The following is a 24,605-nucleotide window of genomic DNA, read 5'->3' as shown; positions in this document are numbered from 1 at the left end:
AAGTTCCACTGCGTCTCGTGCGGCCACCAGGCACACGCGGACACGGTGGGCGCCCTGAACGTTCTACGGGCCGGGCTGGTCCGTCGCGAAGCCCAGCCGGCATAGCGAGAAGCCCCCACCCTCAGGTGGGGGAGGAGTCACGAACCCACCGAGGAGGAGACGGATCAGCTGCTCTCGGTCCGCACCCTGCTGGAGGCCGAGGCCGCCCGGCTGGCGGCGGCAAACTCCGGCAGGGCCGGCATCGCCGCCCTCGAAGAGCTCTGCGCCAAGGGCGAGCAGGCTGTCGCCGACGACGATGTGGATCTCGCCGTCGCCACCAACGCCGCCTTCCACGCCAAGGTCATGGAGCTGGCGGGCAATGTGGTGCTCGCCGAGCTCGCCGGAAAGGTCGGCCGCCGCGTCCGCTGGTACTGCACACCGGTGGTCCGCAGGCCCGGCAACCGGTCCTGGGCCGAACACCGCTCGCTGATCGCGGCGATCTCCTCGCGGGACGAACAGCGGGCCACGGAGATCATGCGGGCGCACACGGAGCACACGCGTAAGACGTATCACTAGGTCCTGTGCTGCCGATCTTCGCTCAGGAGCCGGATCCCTTGGGGGAGATGCTCATCAGCCTGCATCGACTGCGATCTCAATTGGCTCGGCCCGAAGGCGGATCCGAGTGCCGGGCAGGCCCTTGGCGCCCTGGTGGGGCCGACGCGGGTGATCCTCCTCTCTGCGGTGGCCGATGGTGCGACGACGGGCGAGCTCGCCCGCAGAGCTGGTACCACCGCGCCGAACGCCGGCCGCCACATCACCGCCCTGTGTGACGCCTCCCTGGTGACCAGTCAGCGACACCGCAACACCACCGTGCACACCGTCAACCAGCTCGGCCACGCCCTCCTGCGCGGCCGCGACCAACTCATCCCGGCCTGACCGCCGCCGCTCCCCTTCACTCACGCCTTTGTCCTCGGTGTGGAGAAAGTTGTAGTGGATTCCTGCGCAACTTCTTCCCACTTCCGGCAGCCGCTGCTACGTTCCACTCGAAAGCCCAACGGATAGGCCGATGTGGCGGGGAGGGGCGCGTGAGACGTATGACGGCACGACCCGCGAATACGCATCAGGCGCGACTGCTCCGGCTGTTGCGCGACGGAGGTCCCAACTCCCGGGCACAGCTGGGGGATCAGATCGATCTCTCCCGCTCCAAGCTCGCCGTCGAGGTGGACCGGCTGCTGGAGACCGGACTCGTCGTGGCCGACGGACTCGCCGCCTCCCGCGGCGGGCGTCGCTCGCACAACATCCGGCTCGCTCCCGCACTGCGCTTCCTCGGCGTCGACATCGGTGCCACATCGATCGATGTGGCGGTCACCAACGCGGAGTTGGAGGTCCTGGGCCATCTCAACCACCCCATGGATGTACGCGAAGGACCTGTCGCGATCTTCGAACAGGTGCTGTCCATGGCGGCCAAGCTCCGGGCCTCCGGACTCGCCGAAGGCTTCGACGGCGCGGGCATCGGCGTACCCGGACCGGTCCGCTTCCCCGAAGGCGTACCGGTCGCACCCCCGATCATGCCCGGCTGGGACGGCTTCCCGGTCCGCGAGGCACTCAGCCAGGAGCTGGGCTGCCCCGTCATGGTCGACAACGACGTGAATCTGATGGCGATGGGGGAACAGCATGCGGGCGTCGCACGCTCCGTGGGCGACTTCCTCTGCGTCAAGATCGGTACCGGTATCGGCTGCGGCATTGTCGTCGGAGGCGACGTCTACCGTGGTACGACGGGCAGCGCCGGCGACATCGGCCACATCCAGGTCGAACCCGAAGGCCGCGCCTGCGCCTGCGGCAACCGGGGCTGCCTGGAAGCCCACTTCAGCGGCGCCGCGCTGTCCCGCGATGCCGAGGAAGCGGCTCGCACGGGACAGTCGCAGGAGCTCGCCGACCGGCTGGCGGCGGCCGGGAAACTTACTGCCGCCGATGTGGCCGCTGCCGCGGCCGCCGGTGACGCCACGTCGCTCGACCTGATCCGCGAGGGCGGAAACCGGGTCGGCCAGGTCATCGCCGGACTTGTCAGCTTCTTCAACCCCGGATTAGTGGTGATCGGCGGCGGTGTGACCGGCCTCGGCCACACGCTCCTCGCCAGCGTCCGGACCCAGGTCTACCGGCAGTCCCTTCCGTTGGCCACCGGCAATCTCCCCATCGTGCTGGGTGAGTTGGGGCCGGCCGCCGGAGTGATCGGCGCCGCCCGGCTCATCAGCGACCACCTTTTCTCACCGGCCTGATACTCGGCCGGTACGCACCACCGAACCGCCTCCTGCCCTTTTGGCCGGGGGCCGGGGGGTGACCCCCGGAACAGTACTGCGCCCTGCCCGCTCACCGGCCCCGCACCCGCCGAGGGGATTTGTCATGGCATCAGAACCACCCTTGCTCACCATGTCCGGCATCACCAAGTCGTTCCCCGGTGTACGCGCCCTCGACGGCGTGGACCTGGAGGTCCAGGCCGGCGAAGTCCACTGTCTGCTCGGGCAGAACGGCGCCGGCAAGTCCACCCTCATCAAGGTGCTCGCCGGGGCCCACCAGCCCGACGGCGGCGAGATCACCTGGCGTGGCGCACCCGTCTCGCTCAAGTCGCCGATCGCCGCCATGCGTCTCGGCATCGCCACCATCTACCAGGAACTCGACCTGGTCGAAGGCCTCTCGGTCGCCGAGAACATCTTCCTCGGCCACGAACCCACCGCCGCCCGCTTCGTCGTCCGCACCCGCGAAGGACGCGCCGCCGCCGCCGCACTGCTGAAGCGCCTCGGCCACCCCGAGATCGATCCCGCCCGTCCCGTCGGTGCGCTCTCCGCCGCCCAGCAGCAGATCGTCTCCATGGCCCGGGCGCTCTCCCACGACGTACGGCTCATCGTCATGGACGAGCCGTCCGCCGCCCTCGACCCCGACGAGGTCGCCAACCTCTTCCGTATCGTCGCCGGGCTCACCGCCGACGGGGTCGCCGTCGTCTACATCTCCCACCGCCTGGAGGAGATCCGCCGGATCGGCGACCGGGTGACCGTGCTCAAGGACGGGCGGGCCGTCGCCGTCGGTCTGCCCGCCGAGTCCACCCCTACGCGCGACATCGTTGCCATGATGACCGGCCGTCATGTCGAATACGTCTTCCCGCAGCGCCCCGCGGCTCCGGCGGAGAACACCCGGCCGGACCCCGTGCTCACCGTCGAAGGACTCGCCAGGGAAGGCGAGTTCGCCCCCGTCGACCTGCAACTGCGGCCCGGCGAGATCGTCGGGCTCGCCGGACTCGTCGGATCCGGGCGCTCCGAGATCCTGGAGACGATCTACGGAGCCCGCAGGCCGAGCGCGGGCCGGGTCCTCGTCGGCGGGCGGCCGCTGCGCCCCGGCAGCGTCCGCGCCGCCGTCGCCGCAGGCATCGGACTCGCCCCCGAGGAACGCAAGGCGCAGGCCCTGCTGATGCTCGAATCCGTCACCCGTAACGTGTCGGTTTCCTCCATGTCCCGCTTCTCCCGGGCCGGTTGGCTCGACAGCGGAGCCGAGCGCCGGGCGGCCCGCGCCGCCACCCGCGAGCTCTCGCTGCGCCCCGACAAGCCGGACACCCCCGTCCGCACCCTCTCCGGCGGCAATCAGCAGAAGGCCGTCCTGGCCCGCTGGCTGCTGCGCGGCTGCCGGGTGCTGCTGCTCGACGAACCGACCCGCGGTGTCGACGTCGGCGCCCGCGCCGAGCTCTATGCCGTGATCCGCCGGCTGGCCGACGAAGGCCTCGCCGTTCTGCTGGTCTCCAGCGAAGTGCCCGAAGTACTGGGCCTCGCCGACCGGGTGCTGGTGCTCCGCGAGGGCCGCGTCGTGCATACGGCGGACGCCCGGGAGCTCGACGAGCACCGCGTACTCGACCTCGTGATGGAAGGAAGCCCGACGTCATGACTCAGCCCGTCTCCTCGGCGCAGCACGGTGGGCCGGACAAGGCGGCCCCGCCCGCCCCCGCCGCGCTGCCGCCCTCGAAGGGCGGCGGACTGCGCGCCCTCGGGGTGCGCGCGGACGTCCGCAACCTGTCGTTGCTCGGCGTCCTCGCCGTACTGATCGCCGTCGGCGGGTTCACCGAGCCCGACGCCTTCCTGGACACCGGGAACCTGCAGCTGATCCTGACCCAGTCGTCCGTCATCGGCGTCGTCACCGTCGGCATGACGTTCGTCATCACCAGCGGCGGCATCGATCTGTCGGTCGGCGCGATGGTCGCGCTCGCCTCGGTCTGGGCGACCACGCTCGCCACCCAGGAGTACGGCTTCGCGGGGATCCTCTTCACCGCCGTGCTCGTCGGCCTCGGCGCCGGACTCGTCAATGGGCTGCTGGTCGCTTACGGGAGGTTGGTGCCGTTCATCGCGACGCTGGCCATGCTCGCCTCGGCCCGCGGTCTCGCCCTGCAGATCACCGACGGCAAGACACAGATCGTCACTGTCCAGTCGGTCCTCGACCTGGGGCTGCCCGACTCGTACGTCCTTGGTATCCCGCCGCTGGTCATGGTCTTCGCCGCGGTCACCGTCATCGGCTGGCTGGTGCTGAACCGGACGACGTTCGGACGCCGCACGGTCGCGGTCGGCGGCAACGCGGAAGCGGCCCGTCTCGCCGGCATCGATGTACGGCGGCAGCGGCTCTACCTGTATCTGCTCTCCGGGCTCTGCTGCGGCATCGCCGCCTTCATGCTGATCATCCTGTCCGGATCGGGACAGAACACCAACGGCAACCTGTACGAGCTCGACGCCATCGCCGCCGCGATCATCGGCGGCACCCTGCTCAGCGGCGGACGCGGCACGATCGTCGGCTCCGTCCTCGGTGTCCTCATCTTCACCACCATCACCAATATCTTCGCGCTCAACAATCTGCAGACCGATGTCCAGCAGATCGCCAAGGGCGCGATCATCGTCGCCGCCGTACTGGTCCAGCGCCGAACCCCGGCCCACGGGGAGGCCTAGGGGGTGTCCGCCGGACACCCCCAGCCCCCGGGCTCTCCCCACTCCACCTCACCCCATCTCACCCGCAGTTCCGCATGCCACCTACGCACCGGATGAAGGGTTCGACAGCCATGCCAGAAACCAGCCGCAGAGGACTGCTCTTCGGCACCGCAGCCGTCTCCGCGGGCGCTCTCCTCACCGCTTGCACCAGCAATGAGCCCAAGAAGTCGCAGACCGCGCAGAGCAATCAGCCGGCCGCCGACGACAAGCCGGGCAAGCCCGTCACCATCGGCTTCGCCGGACCGCAGGCCGACCATGGATGGCTCAACGCCATCAACGAGAACGCGAAGTCGCGGGCGGAGAAGTACTCCGAGGTGACCCTGGAGATCACTGAGGGCTCCAACGACACCGCCGCCCAGATCGGCCAGGTCAAGACCCTCATCAACAAGAAGGTCGACGTCCTCGTCATCCTCCCCGCCGACGGCAAGGCGCTCACTCAGGTCGGTCTGGAGGCGATGAAGGCGGGCATCCCCGTCGTCAACCTGGACCGCATCTTCGCCTCACCGCAGGCCTACCGCTGCTGGGTCGGCGGCGACAACTACGGCATGGGTCTCAATGCCGGCACGTACATCGGCGAACAGCTCAAGGACAAGCCGAACGCCAAGGTGGTCGAGCTCGCGGGCATCGACAACCTGGAGCTCACCAAGCAGCGCAGCCAGGGCTTCGCCGACGCCCTCAAGAATTACTCCAACATCAAGCTGGTGGCCCGTCAGGCCGCCGACTTCACTGTCGAGTCCGGTCAGGCGAAGATGGCTCAACTCCTGCAGGCGCAGAAGAAGTTCGACGCCCTGTGGAACCACGACGACGACCAGGGAGTCGGCGCGCTGCGCGCCATCCAGCAGGCCGGCCGGGACGAGTTCCTGATGGTCGGAGGCGCAGGCGCGAAGTCCGCGATGGACGCCATCAAGGCCGACAACAGCGTCCTGAAGGCCACGGTTCTCTACCCGCCGACGATGGCCGCGTCCGCCATCGACCTGGCGCGTGCCCTGGGGCAGGGCAAGGGCATCGACGGGCTCTCCGAACTGGAGATCCCGACCAGCCTCACCCTCTACTCGGCCGTCGTCACCAAGGACAACATCGACCAGTACCTGCCGACGGGCTTCAGCTGATCCGCCGACCAGGAGGGTGCTGACCCTCCTGCAGTGCGCCCACCGAACGACCGACGAGGAGGAAGCCCGTATGGCCCGTAGGGAAGAGACGGAGCAGGAGGCCGCAGCGCCGCCGACGACTGTGCCGAAGGCGACGCTCGGGGTCGGCATGGTCGGATACGCGTTCATGGGCGCCGCCCACTCACAGGGGTGGCGCACCGCTGGACACGCCTTCGACCTGCCGATGCAGCCGGCTCTCGCCGCGATCTGCGGACGCGACCGTACGGCGGTCGCCGCCGCCGCCGAACGACACGGCTGGGCGGCGGCGGAGACCGACTGGCGCGCCCTGATCGCCCGGGACGACGTCCAGCTCGTCGACATCTGCACGCCCGGCGACAGCCATGCGGAGATTGCCATCGCCGCCCTGGAGGCCGGCAAGCACGTGCTGTGCGAGAAGCCGCTCGCCAACACGGTCGCCGAGGCGGAAGCCATGACGGAGGCCGCGGGACGGGCCAGGGCCCGCGGCCAGGTGGCGATGGTCGGCTTCAACTACCGCAGGGTGCCGGCGATCGCGTACGCACGGACGCTGATCGCCGACGGCAGGCTCGGTGCCCTGCGGCACGTACGGGCCACCTATCTCCAGGACTGGCTCGTCGACCCCGAGTCGCCGCTCACCTGGCGGCTCAAGCGCGAGCACGCGGGATCCGGTGCGCTCGGCGACCTCGGGGCGCACATCGTCGACCTCGCCCAGTATCTGGCGGGGGAGCTCCTGGTGGGGGTGTCGGCGGTCGCCGAGACCTTCGTACGGGAACGACCGCTGCTCGTCGGAGCGTCGGCCGGGCTCTCGGGCACCGCGGACGGCGGAGCACGCGGGGCGGTCACAGTCGACGACGCCGCCCTGTTCACCGGAAGGCTCGCATCCGGAGCACTGGCCTCGTTCGAGGCGACCCGGATGGCGGCGGGCCGCAAGAACGCGTTGCGGCTGGAGATCAATGGCGAGCTCGGCTCGCTCGCCTTCGATCTGGAACGCCTCAACGAACTGTCCTTCCACGACCACACCGAGCAGGACACCACCGCCGGGTTCCGCCGCATCCTCGTCACCGAGCCCGCGCACCCGTACCTGGAGGCGTGGTGGCCGCCGGGCCACGCACTCGGCTACGAGCACACCTTCATCCACCAGGCCCGCGACCTGGTCCTGACGATCGCTGAAGGCGGGGACCCGGTTCCGTCGTTCGCCGACGGACTTCAGGTGCAGCGGGTGCTGGCGGCGGTGGAGGAAAGCGCCGAGAAGAGTTCCGTACACACCCCCGTAGCGTCCTAGGAGGTTCCGCGCATGCCCCGTCCCTTCACGCTCTTCACCGGTCAGTGGGCCGACCTGCCGCTGGAGGAGGTCTGCCGGCTTGCCCGGGACTTCGGTTACGACGGGCTCGAACTCGCCTGCTGGGGCGATCACTTCGAGGTCGACAAGGCTCTCGCCGACCCCGGTTATCTCGACGGGCGGCGGCAGCTGCTCGACAAGTACGGTCTGAAGTGCTGGGCGATCTCCAACCACCTCGTCGGCCAGGCGGTCTGCGACAACCCGATCGACGAACGGCACCAGGGCATCCTGCCCGCCCGGATCTGGGGCGACGGCGAGCCCGAAGGGGTACGGCAGCGGGCTGCCGAGGAGATCAAGAACACCGCCCGCGCGGCCGCCGCCTTCGGGGTCCGTACCGTCATCGGCTTCACCGGCTCGTCGATCTGGCACCTGGTGGCGATGTTCCCGCCGGTGCCGCCGCAGATGATCGAGCGCGGTTACGAGGACTTCGCCGAGCGCTGGAACCCGATCCTCGACGTGTTCGACGCGGAGGGCGTGCGGTTCGCCCACGAGGTGCACCCCAGCGAGATCGCGTACGACTACTGGACCACGCACCGGGCCCTGGAGGCCGTCGGCCACCGGGCCGCGTTCGGGCTGAACTTCGACCCGAGCCATTTCGTCTGGCAGGACCTCGATCCGGTCGGCTTTCTCTACGACTTCCGGGACCGGATCTACCACGTGGACTGCAAGGAGGCTCGCAAGCGTCTCGACGGGCGCAACGGCCGTCTCGGCTCGCACCTGCCCTGGGGCGATCCGCGGCGCGGCTGGGACTTCGTCTCCGCCGGGCACGGTGACGTGCCGTGGGAGGACGTGTTCCGGATGCTCCGCTCGATCGACTACGAAGGCCCGGTCTCGGTGGAGTGGGAGGACGCCGGCATGGACCGGCTGGCGGGCGCACCGGAAGCGCTTGCCACGCTGAAGCGGTACGACTTCGACCCGCCGGCTGCGTCGTTCGACGCGGCATTCGGGGGCGGCGACTGACAGTTCCTCCCGGGGGCTCCACCCCCGGACCTCGGCTCCTCAATCGCCTCATGTGAGCAGGTCCGGCGTCTGAGGGCCAGGGTCCGGGGCCGGAGCCCCGGCGGGGCGGGGCGGATGGCGGACAGGTCTGCGCAGCCCGGCGGCACACGCGCCGCCGGGACGTCCCTCGCTGCCCAAAACACCCTTTGTCCTGACCCAGGAAAAAGTTCAACTTATCTCCTGCGCAAGGCCTTTCCACACGGGACGAACCCGTCTACCGTCCCCTTGGTGTACACGACATGACTCGCGTCACCGGAGCCCCACCGGGCGCTCGGTGACCTGCGCGGCAGTCCCCGCGCGGAACGGCACGGCAGCACTCGCCCGTACAACCGGCACTCTCCGGAGGACACTCGTGCACAGAACCAGAACCCGGCCCCGACTCCGTACATCCCTCGCCCTGCTCACCGGCGGCATGCTCACCGCAGCCACCCTCGCCCTGGGCGCCCCGCCAGGTGCGGCCGCATCGGGCCCGACCTCGCCGGCCGCGTCCGACGCGGCGGCGACCGAGGACTTCCAGCAGGTCACTCTCGCCAAGGGCGCCGCCGAAACCGGCGAACCCATGTCCCTGGCCGTGCTCCCCGACCGCAGCGTCCTGCACACCTCGCGCAACGGCGAGCTGCGGATCACCGACAGCGCAGGCAACACCAAGGTCTCCGGCGTCATCCCCGTCTACTCGCACGACGAGGAAGGCCTTCAGGGCGTCGGCATCGACCCGAAGTTCAGTGAGAACCGGGCGATCTACCTCTACTACGCGCCGCCGCTGGACACCCCGTCCGGCGACGCCCCGGAGACCGGCACCGCCGCCGACTTCGCCAAGTTCGACGGCGTCAACCGGCTCTCCCGCTTCGTCCTCAAGGCGGACGGCACCCTCGACCTGAGCAGCGAGAAGAAGGTTCTCGACGTCAAGGCGTCCCGCGGCATCTGCTGCCACGTCGGCGGCGACATCGACTTCGACGCGCAGGGCAACCTGTATCTGTCGACCGGCGACGACTCCAACCCGTTCGCCTCCGACGGCTACACGCCCATCGACGAACGCCCGAACCGCAACCCGGCGTTCGACGCCCGGCGTACCTCGGGCAACACCAACGACCTGCGCGGCAAGATCCTCCGGATCAAGGTCGCCGACGACGGCTCGTACACCATTCCGGACGGCAACCTCTTCGCGCCGGGCACGGACAAGACACGCCCCGAGATCTACGCGATGGGCTTCCGCAACCCGTTCCGCTTCAGCGTCGACAAGGCCACCGGCGTTGTCTACGTCGGCGACTACGGGCCCGACGCGGGCGCTGCCGACCCCAAGCGCGGACCGGCCGGAACGGTCGAGTTCGCCCGGGTGACCGAGCCGGGTAACTTCGGCTGGCCGTTCTGCACCGGGAAGAACGACGCGTTCGTCGACTACGACTTCGCGACGAAGACGTCCGGCGCCGCCTTCGACTGCAACGCCCCGAAGAACACCTCGCCGCACAACACCGGCCTGGTCGACCTGCCGCCGGCGCAGCCCGCCTGGATCCCGTACGACGGCGGTTCCGTGCCCGAGTTCGGCAACGGCTCCGAGTCGCCGATGGGCGGCCCCGTCTACCACTACGACCCGAACCTCGACTCACCCGTGAAGTTCCCCGAGTCGTACGACGGTGACTTCTTCGCCGGTGAGTTCGGCCGGCGCTGGATCAAGCGCATCAAGCACGACGCCGACGGCACCGTCCAGTCCATCAACAACGTCCCGTGGTCCGGGACCCAGGTGATGGACATGGCCTTCGGCCCGGACGGGGCGCTGTACGTACTGGACTACGGCCTCTCCTGGTTCGGCGGCGACGAGAACTCCGCGCTCTACCGCATCGAGAACGCGACCGGCGGTCACTCGCCCGTAGCCCAAGCCGCCTCCAGCAAGACGTCCGGCGCCGCACCGCTGAAGGTGCAGTTCTCCTCGGCCGGCACCACGGACTCCGACGGCGACGCACTCACGTACTCCTGGGACTTCGGTGACGGCGGCACGTCGACCGCCGCGAACCCCACGTACACATACCGGAAGAATGGCACCTACACCGCGACCGTCACCGCCAAGGACCCCACCGGACGCACCGGATCGGCGAGCGTCCATGTGACCGTCGGCAACACGGCACCCACGGTGAAGCTGGAACTCCCCGGTGACGGACAGTTGTTCAGCTTCGGGGACAAGGTCCCGTTCAAGGTGACCGTCACCGACCCCGAGGACGGCACGATCGACTGCTCGAAGGTCGAGGTCCGCTTCGTACTCGGTCATGACAGCCACGGCCACCCGATCACCACGACCAACGGCTGCACCGGAACCATCAGCACCCAGGTCGACGGCGGACACGACCCGAACGCCAACATCTTCGGAGTCATCGACGCCTCGTACACCGACGGCGGGGGCGGCGGCCAGGCCGCGCTCTCCGGCCACGCCCAGTCGCAGCTTCAGCCCCGTCACCGCCAGGCCGAGCACTTCACCGCGTCGTCCGGAATCAGGACGTACGACAAGGCGGCCGCGCACGGCGGCAAGACGGTCGGCGACATCGACAACGGCGACTGGATCTCATTCAAGCCGTACATCCTCGGTGACTCCACCAAGCTCACCGCCCGGATCTCGTCCGGCGGCGCGGGAGGCTTCCTCGAAGTACGGTCCGGTTCCGCGACCGGCAAGATCCTCGGCTCCGCACCGGTCCCGGTGACCGGCGGCTGGGAGAACTTCCAGGACATCGACGTACCGCTGCGCGGCGTCCCGGGGAAGGCCACCGAACTCTTCCTGGTCTTCAAGGGCGGCGCCGGGGCGCTCTTCGACGTCGACGACTTCGAGCTCTCCAACAGCGCCCCCGACCGGACCGCCAAGCGGGTCCTGGTCTTCTCGAAGACGGCCGGCTTCCGTCACGACGCGATCCCCGAGGGCATCGCGGCGCTGAAGGAACTCGGCGCGACCAGCAACATCACCGTCGACTCCACCGAGGCGGCAGGCCAGTTCACCGCCAGCAACCTCGCCCGTTACGACGCCGTCGTCTTCCTCTCCACAACCGGTGACGTGCTCAACGCCGACCAGCAGAAGGCGTTCGAGAACTACATCGCCACCGGCGGCGGCTACATGGGCGTGCACGCCGCCGCGGACACCGAGTACGACTGGTCGTTCTACGGCGGACTCGTCGGCGCGTACTTCGCCGGACACCCCGCGATCCAGCCCGTCACCGTCCGCGTCGAGGACCACAAGCACCCGGCGACCGCCCACCTCGACGACGCCTGGAACCGAACCGACGAGCTGTACAACTACCGCACCAACCCGCGTGACAAGGTGAAGGTCCTCGCCACGCTCGACGAGACGACCTACACCGGCGGCACCATGAAGGGCGACCACCCGATCACCTGGTGCCAGACCTACCAGGGCGGCCGCTCCTTCTACACCGGCCTCGGCCACACCAAGGCGTCGTACGCCGAACCTGACTTCCGCCAGCTGCTCCTCGGCGGCGTCCGCTACGCGGCCGGACAGGTGAAGGCCGACTGCAAGCCGAACTCCGGCTACCGGTCGATCTTCAACGGCAAGACGCTCGAGGGCTGGAAGCAGGCGGGCCCCGGGAAGTTCAACGTCGTCGACGGTGAGCTCCGCTCCGAGGGCGGCATGGGCCTGCTCACCTACCAGGCCAAGGAGCTGGGGTCGTACTCGCTGAAGCTCGACTGGAAGCTGGAGGGCGACGACAACTCCGGTGTCTTCGTCGGGTTCCCGGAGTCCGACGACCCCTGGTCCGCGGTGAACAACGGCTACGAGGTCCAGATCGACGCCACCGACGCCCCCGACCGCACCACGGGCGCCATCTACGGCTTCAAGGCAGCGGACATCAAGGCCCGTGACCAGGTCCTGCGGCCGCCCGGCCAGTGGAACAGCTACGAGATCAAGGTCCAGGGCGAACGGCTCCAGGTCTTCCTCAACGGAGTCAAGATCAACGACTTCACGAACACCGATCCCGTCCGCAGCCTGAAGAGCGGCTACATCGGCCTCCAGAACCACGGAGCCGACGACCATGTGTCCTTCCGCAACATCGAGTTGAAGGAGCTGCCCGCCGCATAGGCGGCAGCCGCAGTCCGACGGCGGGCGGGGCAAAGGCCCTACCTCGCCCGCCGTCACCCTCCACCCTTGTCCGCCTCGATTCGATCAGCGCCCCGCTCCTTGCACCGCCCAGCCAGGATCCCAGCCAGGGAGGCAGCCCGTGTCAGCAACCGCCGTTCGTACCGGAGTCTGGTTCATCGGAGCACGTGGCTCCGTCGCCACCACCGCCATGGCGGGCTGCGCGGCCGTCGTGGCTGGGTTCCACCCGGCGGCAGGCATGGTCACCGAGACCGCGCCGTTCGCCGGCAGCGGGCTGCCGGCGCTGAGCTCCCTGGTCTTCGGCGGACACGACACCGTCGGCTGTCCGCTGCCCAAACGGGCGGAGGCACTGGCCGCCGGGGGAGTGCTCCCGCACGGGCTGCCCTCCGCCGTACGGACCGAACTCGCGGCCGCCGACGCCGAGATACGCCCGGGTGGCCCGCTGCCCGGCGACACCCGCACCGACGAGGAACTCATCGCCGCGTTCGCCGCGGACCTCACCGACTTCGGCCGCCGGGGCGACCTGGCCCGCACGGTCGTCGTCAACGTCGCGTCGACGGAAGCCGTCCCGGAACCCGGCGAGAAGCGGCTGCCCACCAGCTCGCTCTACGCAGCGGCCGCGCTCCGGGCCGGCTGCCCCTACATCAACTTCACCCCCTCCACCGGAGTGCGCGCCCCCGCGCTCCAGGACACCGTCGCGGACTGCGGCCTTCCTCACGCAGGCCGCGACGGCAAGACGGGCCAGACGCTGCTCCGCTCCGTGCTCGCCCCGATGTTCGTGCAACGCGCCCTGCCCGTACGGGCCTGGTCCGGCACGAACCTGCTGGGCGGCGGGGACGGAGCGGCGCTGGCCGACCCCGGCGCGGCAGCGGCCAAGAATGCGGGCAAGGAGCGCGTCCTCGCAGACACTCTCGGCGCCGCACCCGAGGGGGAGGTGCACATCGACGACGTTCCCGCGCTCGGCGACTGGAAGACGGCCTGGGACCACATCGCGTTCGACGGATTCCTCGGCGCCCGCATGGTCCTCCAGACGACCTGGCAGGGCTGCGACTCGGCGCTGGCCGCCCCCCTTGTCCTCGACCTGGCGCGGCTGCTCGCCCGCGCCCAGGAGGTGGGCCTGACCGGCCCGCGTCCGGAACTCGGCTTCTACTTCAAGGACCCGGACGGCGGCCCCGCCGCACTGTCCGAGCAGTACATCGCGCTGCTGGCCTTCGCCGAACGGCTGCGGGGGGAGAAGTGACAGCTACCGTACGTGCCTGGGCCGAGCTGCTGCGGATCTCGGCGCTGTTCACCGTCCCCGGGGACGCACTCGCCGGGGCGGCAGCCATCGGACGGCGTCCCGGCCGCGGCACCGTGCTGGCCGTCGGCGCGTCCCTCTGCCTCTACGAGGCGGGCATGGCCCTCAACGACTGGGCCGACCGCGACGAGGACGCCGTCGACCGTCCGCACCGCCCGATCCCCTCGGGCCGGATCACCCCGGGCGCGGCCCTCACAGCAGCAGGCGCGTTGACGGCCGCGGGCCTGTCCCTCGCCGCCCGCGCCGGCCGCCCGGCCCTGACGGTGGCCACCGGCCTGGCCGCCACGGTCTGGGCCTACGACCTCCACCTGAAACACACCCAGGCGGGCCCGGCCGCGATGGCCACGGCGCGCGCCCTCGACCTGCTGCTGGGCGCCACCGCGACATGGGGGGCAGGCGCGAAGCCGGAGCACTCCGACACGCGCACGGTCACCGTGCCCGGCCCGACCACAGGCCTCGTCCGGGCAACCGCACCCACCCCGGGACCCGCCGGGAAGCCGCGCCGCGGACCGATCGCCCGGCTCGGCGGCAGGGGCGGCCGCGCCCTGGCGAAAGCAGCCAGGGATGCCCAGCCGCGCCATGGCGAGCCGTCCCGGCAAGCGGCCCTCCCGTTGCGCGCCGCACTCTCCGCCGCCGGCCTGCTCGGAGCGCACACCTACGCCGTCACCGCCGTCTCGCGCCACGAGGCCCACGGCGGTTCCACCGTCGCGCCCCTCTCCGCGCTCGCGGCGGTCATCGCGCTCGGCGCGACCGCGGTACGCGAGCAGCGGGGGCACGGGGACGTGCCCCCGGCCCCGGGAAGCGGCGCGGCGGGGGAAAACCACCGCCTCGTACCCGGAGCGCCCGCACCCCCGGACACCCGTACCGGCACCTCGCCCCGCCTCCTCGTCACCGCACTCACCGGCGCCTATCTCCGGACCGCCGCCGAGCCGCTCCTCCACGCCACCCTGAACCCGTCCCCGCCGCTGACCCAGCGCGCTGTGGGCAGCGGCATCCGGGCGATGATCCCGCTCCAGGCCGCGCTCGCCGCCCGTGCCGGAGCGGCCGGCACCGGGCTCGCCGTCATGGGGCTCGTCCCTCTCGCCCGCACACTCGCCCGGAAGGTGAGCCCCACATGACCATCCGCCTCGGCTATGGAACCAACGGGCTCACCGACCTCCGCCTCGACGACGCCCTCGCGCTCCTCGCGGGCCTCGGGTACGAGGGCGTCGGCCTCACTCTCGACCACATGCACCTCGACCCCCTCGCCCCGGACCTCGCCACCCGCACCCGCCGCGTGGCGCACAGACTCGAACAGCTCGGGCTGGGTGTCACCGTCGAGACCGGTGCCCGCTATGTCCTCGACCCGCGCCGCAAGCACGGCCCGTCCCTCCTCGACGCAGACCCGGAGGCCCGCGCCGCCCGCACCCGGCTCCTGGTCCGGGCCGTCGAAGTCGCCGCCGACCTGGGCGCCCACGCCGTGCACTGCTTCAGCGGCATCACCCCACCCCACACCACGCCCGATACGGCCTGGCAGCGGCTGACCAGCGCCCTGGCCCCGGTGCTCGTAGCCGCCGAGCGCACGGGCATCCCGCTCGCCATCGAGCCCGAACCCGGACATCTCCTCGCCAATCTCTCCGACTTCCACCACCTGCGCATCCTCAGCGGCGACCCCGAACCACTCGGGCTCACCCTCGACATCGGCCACTGCCAGTGCCTGGAGCCGTCCTCACCCGCAGACTGCGTCCGGGACGCCGCACCCTGGATCCGCCACGTCCAGATCGAGGACATGCGCCGGGGCATCCATGAGCATCTGCCGTTCGGCGACGGCGAGATCGACTTCCCGCCCGTGCTCGCAGCGCTCGACACGCTCGGCGACACCGGATACCGCGGCCTCACCGTGGTCGAACTGCCCCGCCACTCCCACGCCGGCCCCGAACTCGCCCGCACCTCCATCGACTTCCTGCGCTCCCGCATCCCGTCGACAGTCCCGAAGGGAGCAACCTCATGCCGATGACCCCATCGCAGACGCCCTCGCTGCTGACCCGCGGGCAACTCGACGACCGGCTGGGCGGCGCCGCACGCGCCTGGCTCGACGAGGCCCTCGCCGAGGCCGCGCACGCCGCCGCCCACGAGGACGCCGCGCCCGCCGGCCCGTACGCCGTGCCGCCGTGGGAGCTGCGGTTCGCCGCCGCAGGCCGGCACTGCGGGCTGGAGCACGCCGACTCCGTACGCGCCCTGCTGCTCCTCGAAGCCCGAGCCGCCCTCCCCGCCGTGACCAGGCTCTACGAACAGGGCACCGCCGCCGAGCGGCGCGCCGTTCTCCTCACCCTGCATCGGCTGGACCTCGGCCCCACCGCCCGCCACCTTGTCGAGGACGCCCTGCGCACCAACGACACCCGGCTGGTCGCCGCCGCCGTCGGTCCGTACGCCGCCGCCCATCTCGACACGCACCAGTGGCGCCACGCCGTCCTCAAGTGCCTCTTCACCGGAGTCCCTGTCGAGGCCGTCGACGCACTGGCCCACCGCGCCCGCGGTGACGCCGAACTCGCCCGCATGCTGGGCGACTTCGCAGCCGAACGCACCGCCGCCGGACGCAGCGTCCCCGCCGATCTCACCCGGGTTCTCGATCTCACCACCCCCGGCCCTGCCGTCCCCACGGAGGAGTCCTGATGCGCATCTTCGACCCCCACATCCACATGACCTCCCGCACCACGGACGACTACCAGGCGATGTACGACGCAGGTGTCCGTGCCCTCGTCGAACCCTCCTTCTGGCTCGGCCAGCCCCGCACCTCGCCCGCGAGCTTCTTCGACTACTTCGACGCCCTGCTCGGCTGGGAACCCTTCCGCGCCGCCCAGTACGGCATCGCCCACCACTGCACGCTCGCCCTCAACCCCAAAGAGGCGAACGACCCCCGCTGCACCCCCGTCCTGGACGCCCTGCCCCGCTACCTCGTGAAGGACACCGTCGTCGCCGTCGGCGAGATCGGCTACGACTCCATGACTCCGGCCGAGGACACCGCCCTCGCCGCCCAGTTGCAGCTCGCCGCCGACCACGGGCTGCCCGCCCTCGTCCATACCCCGCACCGGGACAAGCTCACCGGTCTGCACCGCACCATCGACGTGATCCGCGAATCCCACCTCCCCCCGGAGCGGGTCCTGCTCGATCACCTCAACGAGACGACCGTGCAGGACGCCGTGGACAGCGGCTGCTGGGCGGGCTTCTCCGTCTACCCCGACACCAAGATGGACGAGGACCGCATGATCGCGATCCTCAAGACCCACGGCACCGAGAAGATCCTGGTCAACTCGGCCGCCGACTGGGGCAGGAGCGACCCCCTCAAGACCCGGAAGGTCGGCGACGCCATGCTCGCCGCAGGGTTCAGCGACGACGACGTCGACCAGGTGCTCTGGCGCAACCCCGTCGCCTTCTACGGCCAGAGCGGCCGCCTGCAACTCGATCTCGCCACCCCCGATCCACTCCACGAGGGGAACTCCATCCTTCGTGGCGGGGAGTGACCCGATGCGCTTCCGCCACCCCGACGGATCCACCGTCCACCTCGCCTACTGCACCAACGTCCACCCTGCCGAGACCCTCGACGGTGTTCGCGCCCAACTGCGCGACCACTGCGAACCCGTCCGAAAGCGCCTCGGCCGCGACCGCCTCGGTATCGGCCTCTGGCTCGCCAAGAACGCCGCGAACACCCTGATCAACGACCCCGCCCAGCAGCGCTCCCTGCTCGCCGAACTCGACCGCCGCGGCCTCGAAGTCGTCACCCTGAACGGCTTCCCGTACGAAGGATTCGGCGCCGAAGAGGTCAAGTACCGCGTGTACAAGCCGGACTGGACGGACCCCGAACGCCTCGCCCACACCACCGATCTCGCCCGGCTGCTCGCCACCCTGCTTCCCGACGACGTCACCGAAGGCACCATCTCCACCCTCCCGATCGCCTGGCGCACCCCGTACACCGGCGACCCGGAGGCCGCCCGCACCGCACACACCGCCCTCAGCACCCTCGCCGAACGGCTCGACGCCCTCGCCGAGCTGACCGGCAAGTCCATCCGGATCGGTCTCGAACCCGAACCGGGCTGCACGGTCGAGACAACCGCCGACGCCGTCGCACCGCTCACCGCCGTCGGACACGACCGCATCGGCATCTGCATCGACACCTGCCATCTCGCCACCTCCTTCGAAGACCCGGCCACCGCCCTCGACGCACTCTCCGCAGCCGGCATCCAGGTCACCAAGTGCCAGCTCTCTGCCGCACTCCACGCCGAACACCCGCACCTCCCGGAGGTGCGCACCGCGCTCGCCGCCTTCGCCGAACCCCGCTTCCTCCACCAGACCCGCACCCGGACCACGCACGGACTGCGCGGCACCGACGACCTCGACGAGGCGGTCACCGGCCAGGCACTGCCCGACGGCACACCGTGGCGCGCCCACTTCCACGTCCCGCTTCACGCACCCCCCGCCCCACCGCTCACCTCGACCGTCCCGGTGCTCCAGTCCACGCTGGCCCGACTGGTCGGCGGAGCCCGGCCGCTGACCCGGCACCTGGAGGTCGAGACGTACACCTGGCAGGCGCTCCCCGCCGAGCTGCGCCCCCGCAGCCGGCCTCAGCTCGCGGACGGCATCGCCGCCGAACTCACCCTTGCCCGCGACCTCCTGGTCGACCTCGGCCTCAAGGAGCTCCCATGACAGCGGTCGAAACGGGCACGTCCCCCACCGGCGCCCCCACCCCTCTCCTCGTCCTCGACGTCGTCGGCCTCACCCCTCAGCTCCTCGACCACATGCCGCACCTCGCATCCCTCGCCCGGTCCGGCACTCACGCTCCCCTCGGCACCGTGCTGCCTGCCGTCACCTGCGCCGCCCAGTCCACCTTCCTCACCGGCACCACCCCCGCCGAACACGGCATCGTCGCCAACGGCTGGTACTTCCGCGAGCTCGGCGACGTTCTCCTCTGGCGCCAGCACAACGGCCTCGTCGCCGGGGACAAGCTCTGGGACGCCGCCCGCCGCTCCCACCCCGGCTACACCGTCGCCAACATCTGCTGGTGGTACGCGATGGGCGCCGACACCGACATCACCGTCACCCCGCGTCCCGTCTACTACGCCGACGGCCGCAAGGAACCCGACTGCTACACCCGGCCGCCCGCCCTCCACGACGAGCTCACCGAAAAGCTCGGCACCTTCCCCCTCTTCCACTTCTGGGGACCCGGCGCCGACCTCGTCTCCTCGCAGTGGATCATCGACGCGACCCGGCACATTCTGGATACCCGCCACCCCGACCTGGCCCTGTGCTACCTGCCGCACCTCGACTACGACCTGCAGCGTTACGGGCCCGACGACCCCCGCGCGTACCGGGCGGCGGCCGAGCTCGACCGGGCCGTGGCCCCGCTGCTCGACGACGCCCGCCGCGAGGGGCGCACCGTCGTCGCGCTCTCCGAGTACGGCATCACCCGTGTCGACCGCCCGGTCGACATCAACCGGGCACTGCGCCGCGCCGGGCTGCTGGAGGTCCACACCCAGGACGGCATGGAGTACCTGGATCCGATGGCCTCCCGCGCCTTCGCCGTCGCCGACCACCAGCTCGCCCACGTCTACGTACGCCGTCCCGAGGATCTCGATGCGACCCGTGAAGCTCTCCAGGACATCCAAGGCATCGAACAGCTCCTCGACGACGAGGGCAAGAAGGCTCACGGCCTCGACCACCCGCGCTCCGGCGAGCTCGTCGCCGTTGCCGACCCGGATGCCTGGTTCACGTACTACTACTGGCTCGACGACGCGCGCGCCCCCGACTTCGCGCAGCTCGTCGAGATCCATCGCAAACCCGGTTACGACCCGGTCGAACTCTTCCTGGACCCCCAGGACCCGTACGTCCGGGTCAAGGCGGCCACCGCCGTGGCCCGCAAGAAGCTCGGCATGCGCTACCGCATGGCGGTCGTGCCCCTCGACCCGTCACCCATTCGCGGCAGCCACGGCCGTCTCCCCATGAGCGACGAAGAAGGTCCGCTCATCCTCTGCTCCACCCCCCACGCGTTCACCGGCCCCGTCCGGGCCACCGAAGTGAAGTCCCTGCTCCTCAAGCTTGCCGGCCTCGCATGAGATCGGTCTGTGCACAGCGTTTCGAGCATCTTCGAGAAAGAGAGAGACCGTGACCGCGTACAACGACGAATCCGGAACCGACGGCGCCCTGCGCCGCAGCCTCGGCGTCAGCCGCCGCCGCTTCCTGAGCACCTGCACGGCCGCTGCGGCAGCGGCGATCGCCGCGCCCGCCTTCGGCGCGTCGCCGGCCCTTGCCCAGCCCGCCCCCGACCAGGGGCAGGGCGTCGGCCTGCATCTGGTTCCGGCGGACAAGCGAGGAATCATCCTGTACACCGTGCGCGACGCCACGGGCCGGGATCCGCTCACCACCGACCTTCCCTCGGGCTTCCGTGAGGTCTTCGGGGAGCTGGCCCGCTACGGCTACCAGCAGGTCGAGTTCGCAGGGTACGGCCAGCACGCCAACGCACCCGGCGGAAACAACCTCGAAACGGTGGAAGGCGCGAAGCTGCTGCGCTCGTGGCTGGACGAGTACGGTCTGCGCGCCCAGGGCAACCACGGCTTCATCCCGTCGTCCTGGCCGCTGAACCAGGGCGACCTGGACAAGTTCAAGCAGCACCTCGAGATAGCGAACATCCTCGGCATGGAACACATGGGCACCGGTGGCGACCCCACCGGCAGCGCCTACCGTGCCGACTGGGACGTGGCCGCCGACAAGTGGAACACGCTCGGACAGATCGCTCAGGGTGCCGGTATCAAGCTGTACACCCACAACCACGACGCGGCCTACGGCTTCCTGCTCGACGGCGGTCCGCTGGACGCACAGGGACGCCCCACCCGCAGCTCCGGCATCCGCAAGCTCGAGTACTTCCTTCAGGTCACCGACCCGAAGTCCGTGTGGCTGGAGATGGACATCTTCTGGGCGCATGTCGCCCAGTACAAGTTCCACACCTACACCGCGCACGACGGATCGCAGCAGGAGAACATCTTCGACCCGGCGGCACTGGTCCGCGGCAACACCAAGCGCTACCCGCTGTTCCACGCCAAGGACGGCATCGTCAACACGAACAGTGGCAACGGCTACGACATGGTCCCCTTCGGTACCGGGGTCATCGACTACCGGACGTTCTTCCGCCGCGTCGGGGCGAAGAACTACCACAACCCGATGGTCGAGCAGGACAACGCACCGAGCTCGACCGTCCCCGCGCAGTCCCTGAACCATGCGCGGATCGGTTACGACAACTTGGCGGCGCTGCGGAAGTAGGACCATCGGCGGTACCGGACGGGCGGTCCGCGCCTCACCTCGAATTCCTGACATCGGGGAACAGCGCACACTCCCGCCCGATGACGTCAGGCACCGTACGCTCCACGGCCGTCACCAGGAGCGTACGGTGCCCGACCAGCGCGGTTGCTGCTGTACGTGCACGAGCCACGACAGACCGTACGCACGGCGGGCCTGTCGCTTCCGCGTGCCCGCCATCCCCCCACTGACCATCGAATATGCAGGTGAGAGGCACCCCAAACCCCTGGTATTGTTTTCTTTGTCGCCGCGGGAGACCGGGGTCGATCACCTGGTCCGGGTGGCGGAATGGCAGACGCGCTAGCTTGAGGTGCTAGTGCCCTTTATCGGGCGTGGGGGTTCAAGTCCCCCCTCGGACACAATGATTGACGATACGAAGACGAGGGCCTCGACCTAACGGTCGCGGTCCTCGTTGCGTGTTCGTAGCCGGCAGTGATGCCCAGGGCTCCGCGCAGTAGGCCTTTCTTGTCAGCGTCGGCGGCTTGAATGCGCTGCGCAGCGTCTCCAAGACTCTCAGTGATCTCTCGGATCTGTTGCGTGTCGAGTGGGGGTTCCTTCTAGGACAATCACATGGACCGGACTGTGGCCAGCCCCTGAGCGCTCACTCATATCCTCACTCCGCGTCCGTGCCGGGATCTGCGGCAGCCCTCCGGGCTCCGCCTGCACTGATTCTCGGCCGGGACCGGACGCCTTGGCCCTCACCTGAATATGTGACCCGCCCTCGAACGACCCTCACCCACCCTCGCCGCTACTACGGCGTCGAGGCAGGTGCCCCCGCGAACGCGGAACTCGCGGCCTTCACCGTCTTCGCCTTCCGCTAGAAGTGGCCGGCCGCCCCGACCGACGCCCCCGAACACGTCCCCTCACACATTCGTGTGAGGGATCGGAAGCGCCACCCGTGGAAGGGTGTCACGGTGGGTCGTGTGCCGGCGTGGTAGATGCTCTGTCGGAAGAATCAGTACTGACGGCAGTTCGGACTGCAGAGGAGGCAGCTATGGCCGAGTTCGCACCTGTACCCGATTTCGCCCTGGGCCCGGAGATCCCCGAGTCCGGTTACCACGTCACGGAGCTGGGTGGCGGCGCCTACGGAATCACCAGCGGGATGGTCAACACCATGTTCCTGGTGACCAGGAATGGCGTCGTGGTGGTGGACGCCCCGCCGGACCTGGGCGAAGCGCTGCTGGTGGGCATCGGGGAGGTGACCCCGAAGCCGATCACCCACCTCGTCTACAGCCACGCGCACGCCGACCACATCGGCTCCGCCCATCTGATGGCCCGGGGCGGCCTGAAGATCGTCTCCCATGAGTTCACCGCCCGGTTCATCCAGAAGTCACGCGACGACAGGCGTCCGCTGCCCAATGAGACCTTCACCGGGCGCAGGAGCGAACTGAGCGTCGATGGACAGCGGATCGTCCTGGAGTACACGGGGGACTGGCACCAGCCGGGCAATCTGTTCATCCATCTGCCGGAGCAGAAGGTGCTGACGGCGATCGACAGCTTCACCGTCAGGAACGCGCCATTCTTCCGGCTGCTCTTCACCCCCCACGTGCCCGCCTACTTCGACGCCATGGACCAGATGCTGGAGTACGACTTCGAGACCGTCGTCTCCGGACACATGGCCCTGTTCGGCACTCCCGAGGACGTGCAGACCAACCGCGAGTACCTCCGCGACCTGCGCACCGCCGCCACCGAGGCGCTGCGCGAGGTGGACCCGAGGCAGGCCGCCGCCGCTGCCGGCGTACCGGACAACAACAAGCAGGCGCGGCTCAAGGTCTGGATCGACGCGGTCGTCGCCCGCGCGACGGAACTCATGCCCACATCCTGGGACAAGCGCCTCGGCGGGCACGACATCTTCCTCGCCGACAACCTCAACACCGTCGCCTGGAGCGTCTTCATGGACTAGGGCCTGTCCGGCGGACCATGCCGGGCGGCCCACCGGCGCTGAACGGCTGTAGCGACCCACCGGACAATGAGCTGAGTGGAGCAGGTTGGGCCCGTCGTTAAATGCCTCGACATCGGTCGCGGTGATCGGGGACGCTTCGCGCGATGACAAGAATCGACGACACACCGCCCGCATGGGACGAGCGCACCCAGCTCGCCACGTTTCTCGACTACGCACGGGACACCGCCCGCGCCAAGTGCGATGGCGTCTCTGCGGAGAACGCCTGCAAGGCGCTCCTGCCGGGCTCACCGCTGATGACCATGAGCGGAGTGATCAACCACCTCCGCTGGGTCGAGTACTACTGGTTCCAAGTGGTCTTCCTCGGCGAGGAAGACCGGGCCCCCATGACGGATGAGGACCCGGACCGCGAGATGCGTATCGCCGTCGAGTTCCCGCTCACGCAGTTGCTCGACGAATACGCCGAACAGAGCGCCCGCTACCGAGAACTGGTCGCCGGGAACGACCTGGACAAGCAGGCCGAGGGAACCATCCGCAACGGCCTCCACGTCGACCTGCGCTGGATCCTCCTCCACCTCACCGAGGAGACAGCCCGCCACAACGGCCATCTGGACATCCTGCGCGAGATGCTCGACGGCACGACCGGCGGCTAGGTCCGGCGGAGATCACGGGTGGAGCCAGAGTCGGACCGAGGCGACGGTGACGGTGCCGTGGAAGATGTAGCCGCGCTTGTCGAAGCCTGCGGGCCGGCCGCCCTTGCTGCCTCTTCGTTGACGGTTGGCCCGCTGGTTCCTCGATTCGGGGATGGTGTGCTTGATCTGGCGTCGTCGCAGGTAGCGGCGGTTGTGGCGGGAGGAATACGCCTAATGGGAAGCGAACGTCGGCGGTAGCTGCCGTTCTGGGGGCGCGAGCCGAGCCTTTGAATACGCCCGGGCCTGAGAGCCCTGTTGACAAGACGAGGTTGGCTCGCGCCCAGCAGTCAGGGCATGAGTGCTCGGAACCAGGTGCGGTTCTGCCTGTTTGGGCCTCGAAGTGGTCCTGTTGCTGCGGGCCGGTTCATCTGCGCGTTCGCCCAGCGCGTTCAGCTCGGTCGGGTACGCGCGCACGTACTGCGCACACTCGGCGAAGCGGTCATCCTCGCAGGCGCTCAGTGGATTACTGGCCGGCGGGAGAGGCCCGACCAGATCGATGCCCTGGGCGCGAGCGGTGAGGATGATCTCGGCGGACGTGTAGCCACCGTCGACCAGGTGCTCGCCCGGCTTCGCATCCCGGCGCTCGAGGTTGTCGTGGACTGTCTCGACCAGGCGGGAGTCGTCCACCGCGGCGTGGGTGGTAGCCACGTTCACCACCAGGTGGGGCAGATCGTCCTCGCAGGTCTAGGGAGCCCTCGGCTGCTCCCATGTTTCCGGTCACCGCGGCGGCAGGGAGGGTGAAGGGGTGCGTTGGCGCGAGGGCAAGGACCTCCCGCTGTGCCACGCTTGACCGCGCAGCGCGCGTCCGGAAGGGCAGCTCCCGGGCTCCGTCGCTTTACGCGCTCCCGCGAGC

General features: G+C 69.7%; 20 protein-coding genes, 1 tRNA gene and 2 pseudogenes. 21 read left to right on the top strand and 2 right to left on the bottom strand.

The annotated features are described in order from the left end of the window. From ACNPQM_RS32785 to ACNPQM_RS32685, 21 genes and pseudogenes are all read left to right on the top strand, one after another. On the top strand, nt 1–105 hold a 105-nt coding region (locus tag ACNPQM_RS32785; protein WP_358862296.1), incomplete at its 5' end, for a zinc ribbon domain-containing protein. 33 nt (nt 106–138) lie between these two features. Continuing rightward, a pseudogene (locus ACNPQM_RS32780) lies at nt 139–555 on the top strand (GntR family transcriptional regulator); the annotation flags it as partial. A gap of 147 nt (nt 556–702) precedes the next feature. Then, the gene (locus ACNPQM_RS32775) at nt 703–915 is read left to right on the top strand and encodes a helix-turn-helix domain-containing protein (protein ID WP_418086802.1); all 213 of its coding nucleotides are present in this window, start codon (nt 703–705) and stop codon (nt 913–915) included. A gap of 158 nt (nt 916–1,073) precedes the next feature. After that, on the top strand, nt 1,074–2,255 hold the full coding sequence (locus ACNPQM_RS32770) for an ROK family protein (protein ID WP_418086807.1): 1,182 nt from the start codon (nt 1,074–1,076) through the stop codon (nt 2,253–2,255). A 124-nt stretch (nt 2,256–2,379) separates the two neighbouring features. Then, complete coding sequence (locus tag ACNPQM_RS32765; protein ID WP_418086801.1) at nt 2,380–3,906, top strand: sugar ABC transporter ATP-binding protein; 1,527 nt, start codon at nt 2,380–2,382, stop codon at nt 3,904–3,906. Further along, complete coding sequence (locus ACNPQM_RS32760) at nt 3,903–4,952, top strand: ABC transporter permease (protein WP_418086800.1); 1,050 nt, start codon at nt 3,903–3,905, stop codon at nt 4,950–4,952. Before ACNPQM_RS32765 ends, ACNPQM_RS32760 begins: the two co-directional genes overlap by 4 nt. Nucleotides 4,953–5,062: 110 nt before the next feature. After that, a complete protein-coding gene (locus ACNPQM_RS32755) occupies nt 5,063–6,100 on the top strand; it encodes a substrate-binding domain-containing protein (protein ID WP_418086799.1) in 1,038 nt (345 codons plus the stop codon). Nucleotides 6,101–6,170: 70 nt separating this feature from the next. Further along, nucleotides 6,171–7,400 (top strand): Gfo/Idh/MocA family protein, encoded by a 1,230-nt coding sequence (locus ACNPQM_RS32750; protein ID WP_418086798.1) that lies wholly within the window; start codon nt 6,171–6,173, stop codon nt 7,398–7,400. A 12-nt stretch (nt 7,401–7,412) separates the two neighbouring features. Then, nucleotides 7,413–8,417, top strand: a complete 1,005-nt coding sequence (locus ACNPQM_RS32745; RefSeq protein ID WP_418086797.1) for a sugar phosphate isomerase/epimerase family protein — start codon at nt 7,413–7,415, stop codon at nt 8,415–8,417. Between the two features lie 451 nt (nt 8,418–8,868). Beyond that, complete coding sequence (locus tag ACNPQM_RS32740) at nt 8,869–12,522, top strand: ThuA domain-containing protein (RefSeq protein WP_418086806.1); 3,654 nt, start codon at nt 8,869–8,871, stop codon at nt 12,520–12,522. Nucleotides 12,523–12,661: 139 nt separating this feature from the next. Beyond that, entirely contained in the window at nt 12,662–13,780 is a 1,119-nt protein-coding gene (locus ACNPQM_RS32735; protein ID WP_418086796.1) for an inositol-3-phosphate synthase, read from the top strand. Further along, entirely contained in the window at nt 13,777–14,955 is a 1,179-nt protein-coding gene (locus ACNPQM_RS32730) for an SCO3242 family prenyltransferase (RefSeq protein ID WP_418086795.1), read from the top strand. The genes ACNPQM_RS32735 and ACNPQM_RS32730 overlap by 4 nt, the downstream gene beginning before the upstream one ends. Beyond that, complete coding sequence (locus ACNPQM_RS32725; protein ID WP_418086794.1) at nt 14,952–15,833, top strand: sugar phosphate isomerase/epimerase family protein; 882 nt, start codon at nt 14,952–14,954, stop codon at nt 15,831–15,833. Before ACNPQM_RS32730 ends, ACNPQM_RS32725 begins: the two co-directional genes overlap by 4 nt. Further along, nucleotides 15,824–16,489 carry an EboA domain-containing protein gene (locus ACNPQM_RS32720; RefSeq protein ID WP_418086793.1) on the top strand — a complete coding sequence of 222 codons (666 nt, stop codon included), beginning with the start codon at nt 15,824–15,826 and terminating at the stop codon, nt 16,487–16,489. Before ACNPQM_RS32725 ends, ACNPQM_RS32720 begins: the two co-directional genes overlap by 10 nt. Beyond that, on the top strand, nt 16,489–17,337 hold the full coding sequence (locus ACNPQM_RS32715; protein WP_358862282.1) for a TatD family hydrolase: 849 nt from the start codon (nt 16,489–16,491) through the stop codon (nt 17,335–17,337). Before ACNPQM_RS32720 ends, ACNPQM_RS32715 begins: the two co-directional genes overlap by 1 nt. A 4-nt stretch (nt 17,338–17,341) precedes the next feature. Continuing rightward, entirely contained in the window at nt 17,342–18,517 is a 1,176-nt protein-coding gene (gene eboE, locus ACNPQM_RS32710) for a metabolite traffic protein EboE (protein ID WP_418086792.1), read from the top strand. Beyond that, nucleotides 18,514–19,923 carry a nucleotide pyrophosphatase/phosphodiesterase family protein gene (locus ACNPQM_RS32705; protein WP_358862280.1) on the top strand — a complete coding sequence of 470 codons (1,410 nt, stop codon included), beginning with the start codon at nt 18,514–18,516 and terminating at the stop codon, nt 19,921–19,923. The genes eboE and ACNPQM_RS32705 overlap by 4 nt, the downstream gene beginning before the upstream one ends. A gap of 49 nt (nt 19,924–19,972) precedes the next feature. Next, a complete protein-coding gene (locus ACNPQM_RS32700) occupies nt 19,973–21,124 on the top strand; it encodes a sugar phosphate isomerase/epimerase family protein (RefSeq protein ID WP_418086791.1) in 1,152 nt (383 codons plus the stop codon). A 310-nt stretch (nt 21,125–21,434) separates the two neighbouring features. Next, nucleotides 21,435–21,519: transfer RNA gene (locus tag ACNPQM_RS32695), tRNA-Leu, on the top strand. A gap of 635 nt (nt 21,520–22,154) precedes the next feature. Beyond that, a complete protein-coding gene (locus ACNPQM_RS32690; protein ID WP_418086790.1) occupies nt 22,155–23,063 on the top strand; it encodes an MBL fold metallo-hydrolase in 909 nt (302 codons plus the stop codon). A 143-nt stretch (nt 23,064–23,206) separates the two neighbouring features. Then, on the top strand, nt 23,207–23,713 hold the full coding sequence (locus ACNPQM_RS32685) for a DinB family protein (protein ID WP_358863168.1): 507 nt from the start codon (nt 23,207–23,209) through the stop codon (nt 23,711–23,713). A gap of 12 nt (nt 23,714–23,725) precedes the next feature. Here ACNPQM_RS32685 and ACNPQM_RS32680 read toward each other — a convergent pair. Then, nucleotides 23,726–23,923: pseudogene (locus tag ACNPQM_RS32680) on the bottom strand (IS5/IS1182 family transposase); the annotation flags it as partial. Further along, complete coding sequence (locus ACNPQM_RS32675) at nt 23,924–24,406, bottom strand: hypothetical protein (RefSeq protein WP_418086805.1); 483 nt, start codon at nt 24,404–24,406, stop codon at nt 23,924–23,926. Nucleotides 24,407–24,605: the final 199 nt, after the last annotated feature.

Origin of the sequence: Streptomyces sp. NPDC056231 (assembly GCF_048270745.1) — a bacterium.
Classification (GTDB): Bacteria; Actinomycetota; Actinomycetes; order Streptomycetales; family Streptomycetaceae; genus Streptomyces.
Note: the sequence above shows the minus strand (reverse complement) of the source record. Positions and strands in the feature narration are given on the sequence as shown.